The sequence below is a fragment of the Moorena sp. SIO4A5 genome, assembly GCF_010672005.1.
Classification (GTDB): Bacteria; Cyanobacteriota; Cyanobacteriia; order Cyanobacteriales; family Coleofasciculaceae; genus Moorena.
Genome location: NZ_JAAHHZ010000456.1, coordinates 1 through 3,861 on the forward strand (window position 1 = coordinate 1; position 3,861 = coordinate 3,861).

Below are 3,861 nucleotides of genomic sequence, written 5' to 3' on the forward strand. Positions count from 1 at the left end.
CGGGACAGTTCACTAGATTAGAATTTTAAAAACTTGAGTTTTAACTATATCTACTGTATACTGAAGAGATAACACCTATAAAGGTTATCTCATCTAAAACCAACTTATTAGAGGTATCTTTCTTTGAATTCTAATCATAATCAAAAAAAAAGTAAACCCAATTCAAAGTTACCTCATGGTAGTAATAGGTTTACCATGGGAATTGAAAAACAGTATCGTTCTGATAAAGCATCCACATTTAGACTTCCTCTAGAATGGAAACCTATATTTGACAAATATAAGATAGATAATGATATTACGTATCAACAACTTTATGATCGCATGGGTCTACTATTCTTAGAAGTAGTTATCCATGGCCATACGAGTAATGATGAAATTAAGAATTTAATTGAAGTTCTTAAGACATATAAGTACCAGCCACCAACTTAGATCCTGTTTTAGAAAATGGAGCTTGTCAAGGGCTAGTTGAGGTTGGTTTGGATTGGGATGTTAGTTTTGGTACTGGTGCGATCACACTGCTGGTAATAGTGTTCTAGTTCAGATGAACCTAACTGAATACCTGCGATCGCCTTTGGCGCGGCTTCGCCGATCGCGTAGCGTGGCCTAAAGCTTTTCTCTGAACAAGCCGAGTTTTATTATGAACAAATAAAATATATACGTAAAGACAATACTAGATTAATAGGAGTTGTTGAAACCATGGCAGAGAAAGAACCTACTAAATATGACCAGCGTGGTGCCAATTTTAACATTGATTTTAACATTGGTAGTAACTATGTCGAAAGAGTTAATAATGTTGGTATTGCTGGAAGAGATTACACAGGGAATGTCATACACAATCATGCTCCTGACAAAAATCTAGCAGAAGCAGCAGCAGAAATCCAGCAATTACTCCAACAACTAGAGAAAAACAATCCTACCGCCACAGAAGTACAGCAAGAAGCCTTTGTCAGTGCAGCTATTACACCAAGCAAGAAGGAAAGGCTAATTAATGCTATCAAAGAAGGTGGTCAAGGAGCAATTGAAGAATTCCTTGATAACCCATATTTGAATGTAGCAATTAGAATTATTGAAGGGTGGAGAAACCCTTAATTTTACAGGTGTATTGGTGCGATGCGCTACGCGCAGCCAAAGGCGATCGCGTGTAAGTATTCAGCTATCAGCTATCAGCTATCAGCTTATGGGTTAGGCCACAGCTAACTACTGACCACTGACAGCTGACAGCTAACTATCCCCTGTTTCCTGTTCCACACGCCAAGCAGTTTCCCTCCCAATTTTCCCCGATTTAACAAACAGCCACGAACCCCTCCTGTAGGTATCCTCACCCTTCCTAGTGTGAGGTTTTACCTTTATCAATTCCCTGACCTCCGATGTGGTCAATAACCACTGTTCTTGGGCAGCCATCTTCAACTGTTGCATGTATTCTATGGGACTCAGGGGCTGCATTCTATTGATATTGGCTTTTTCAATACCAGAGGCAATGGCATCAATCCACACCTCTAATGCTTCCCGTTCTGCCTTCCAAGAACCTGTCCGGTGAACGTTCGGTGAACTGTTCGGTGAACTGTTCGGTGAACTGTCCAGGGAGATAGTTTCCTGATTGTTTTCTGTAAACTGTTCGGTGAACTTTGGCTCAAAATCTTCAAAGGTTCCACCCCTTTCCAAATGGGTGTTTAAACGATCCAATTCCTCCAGTTGTCTACCAGATATAAAAGAGCGAGTTCCCTCTTTGTTGGCCTTGATATTCGCATGTTTTAGTCGCTCATAAAGGGCGGTGCGACCAATGTTGTATCTGGTCTGTAAATCCTTAACGGGGATTTTGTCTATCTCTTGAGTCATAACCTTTGCTGGATGTTCGGCGAATGTTCACCGGATGTTCACCGGATGTTCACTGAACATTTTATATCTATGTAGAGGAAATAGGGAATCGGGAATCGGGAATCGGGAATAACGGGCAAGACCACCAAGATACCTGCTTGACTGCCCTGCTTGCACAACTGAGATTTTTTGCATAGGGGCAAAGAAAAACCTGATGACTGGACTTAGAGGGGTAATAAATTAGGGGGATTACCTATCCCGAGTAGTAACAGGACTTATACAAGCATATAATGAAGCTCAAGCAGGTACTTTCTCAAGTCAAAGCTTCAATATCGTGGTCACAAAAAACACCCCATGAAAATATTAAAGAAATAGCTTTGAAGCTTTATCATAATCGTCAACTAACAGAAGAAGAAGGGGATGCGGATCAAGACTGGTTTAAAGCTGAACAAATTGCCAACAATCCCTTAATATTAATATTGTTTAAATGTAATCAACCACTTATAAAGACAGAAAAAAAATTTCTATAACCTTTCTTAAATTACTTGAATAGGTTGGCAGTAATAGAAATTTTAGCTCTTACTGGTAATCTAACAATACTCATAGCTGTAACAGTTTTTATTGCTAGCGAAAAGGATAGACGAGATAGTGAAATTTATCAAGCATGGCAGGTAATTACTGCTGCATATGGCCAAAGAGGCAGTGGTGGTAGGATACAAGCTCTGGAATTTCTAAACTCAGAACCAAGACGTAATCCCTGGTTTTGGTTGACTTGGGATAGAGAAAGTTTAAGAGGTTTGGAAGCCCCAAACGCTTATTTGAGAGGAATTATACTCTCTAATGCTGATTTAGGGGGAGCTAATTTACAGGAGGCTATTTTATGGGAAGCTAATTTACAGAAGGCTGATTTAGGGGGAGCTAATTTACAGAAGACTATTTTAAAAGAAGCTAATTTACAGGAGGCTTTTTTATGGGGAGCTAATTTACAGGAGGCTATTTTATGGGGAGCTAATTTACAGGAGGTTAATTTAAAAGGAGCTAATTTACAGAAGGCTAATTTAGGGGGAGCTAATTTACAGGAGGCTTTTTTATGGGGAGCTAATTTACAGGAGGCTTTTTTAGGGGGAGCTAATTTACAGAAGACTAATTTAAAAGGAGCTATATTAAAAAATGCAATTTATACAGATAAAAACACATTGAAAGCTACTTGCAAAGAATTTTCTAAAAAATATCCTTGCCCCACTGTATTTCCTGAAAACTTTAATCCTAAAACCGTCGGAATGAGACTAATAAAATAACTTAAAGATATACCCAAAGATATAAGTACCTAAACAAAATTAATTTCCTACTACGAATCTCTGTAACCCTTACATCGTAAGGCTTTGAGTTTTGCAAAATGTGTAATTAATTTTGTGCACTTGCTTACCCAAATATATGCTCTGGCTCCCTTGAGCTGGGGATTCCCTTTTGTTGTTAATTTACCTACCGTCACCTCTGTTCTCATGCAGGGAAAGCTTTTGAGCTATTTTCACCCCACTGATTTCGCCACCTCTGTTGGTACTAGAGAAAGGATGGGGTAGTTCTTGCAGCGATCGCAATCAGACCTTCCTTCTGTTGGGAGTAGAGGGTGGTTGCATGGGGATACCGAAATAAATCGAGGTTGCCCGATGTACGGACAGCAAAGAAAAATGATCGCACCCCATACAGATGCGATCGCCCTTAGATCACCCGTTTTTTCTCTAAAACAGAACGGTTCCGTCTTAGAGCACTGGGAAGACTCATTTTTTCTCTAAAACAGAACCGCTCCGACTTAGGCCACTTGCAACATTCATTTTTTCTCTAAAACAGAACCGCTCCGACTTAGACCACCGGCAACACCCATTTTTTCTCTAAAACAGAACGGTTCCGTCTTACACCACCCGCAACACTAATCAGCACAGGTTGATACTCTTCCCCAAGACCTTCTCAACGATATAGACATAATCCTTGCCCTCCCTCTGAGCAGCTCGAACCAGAGGAAGCTTCGAGAGCTTAACTCCAAAGTTC

General features: G+C 40.0%; 7 protein-coding genes. 5 read left to right on the forward strand and 2 right to left on the reverse strand.

What is annotated here, in order from left to right:
• Positions 1-123 precede the first annotated feature (123 nt).
• Both F6K57_RS39065 and F6K57_RS39070 read left to right on the forward strand, forming a co-directional pair.
• Complete coding sequence (locus F6K57_RS39065) at positions 124-429, forward strand: hypothetical protein (protein WP_293074049.1); 306 nt, start codon at positions 124-126, stop codon at positions 427-429.
• A 267-nt stretch (positions 430-696) separates the two neighbouring features.
• Positions 697-1,089: a hypothetical protein gene (locus tag F6K57_RS39070; protein WP_293074051.1), complete on the forward strand. Its 393-nt coding sequence runs from the start codon at positions 697-699 to the stop codon at positions 1,087-1,089.
• Between the two features lie 132 nt (positions 1,090-1,221).
• On the opposite strand, the gene F6K57_RS39075 is transcribed toward F6K57_RS39070, so the two are convergent.
• Positions 1,222-1,836: a hypothetical protein gene (locus F6K57_RS39075; protein ID WP_293074054.1), complete on the reverse strand. Its 615-nt coding sequence runs from the start codon at positions 1,834-1,836 to the stop codon at positions 1,222-1,224.
• A 38-nt stretch (positions 1,837-1,874) separates the two neighbouring features.
• On the reverse strand, positions 1,875-2,018 hold the full coding sequence (locus tag F6K57_RS39080; protein WP_293074057.1) for a hypothetical protein: 144 nt from the start codon (positions 2,016-2,018) through the stop codon (positions 1,875-1,877).
• 87 nt (positions 2,019-2,105) lie between these two features.
• Between F6K57_RS39080 and F6K57_RS39085 the strand changes: the two genes are divergently transcribed.
• The 3 genes from F6K57_RS39085 (at position 2,106) to F6K57_RS39095 (ending at position 3,608) form a co-directional block, all read left to right on the forward strand.
• Positions 2,106-2,345: a hypothetical protein gene (locus F6K57_RS39085; protein WP_293074060.1), complete on the forward strand. Its 240-nt coding sequence runs from the start codon at positions 2,106-2,108 to the stop codon at positions 2,343-2,345.
• Between the two features lie 24 nt (positions 2,346-2,369).
• Positions 2,370-3,113, forward strand: a complete 744-nt coding sequence (locus F6K57_RS39090; RefSeq protein ID WP_293074063.1) for a pentapeptide repeat-containing protein — start codon at positions 2,370-2,372, stop codon at positions 3,111-3,113.
• A 285-nt stretch (positions 3,114-3,398) separates the two neighbouring features.
• Positions 3,399-3,608, forward strand: coding sequence for a hypothetical protein (locus F6K57_RS39095; RefSeq protein WP_293074066.1), 210 nt, complete (start codon positions 3,399-3,401; stop codon positions 3,606-3,608).
• Positions 3,609-3,861 lie beyond the last annotated feature (253 nt).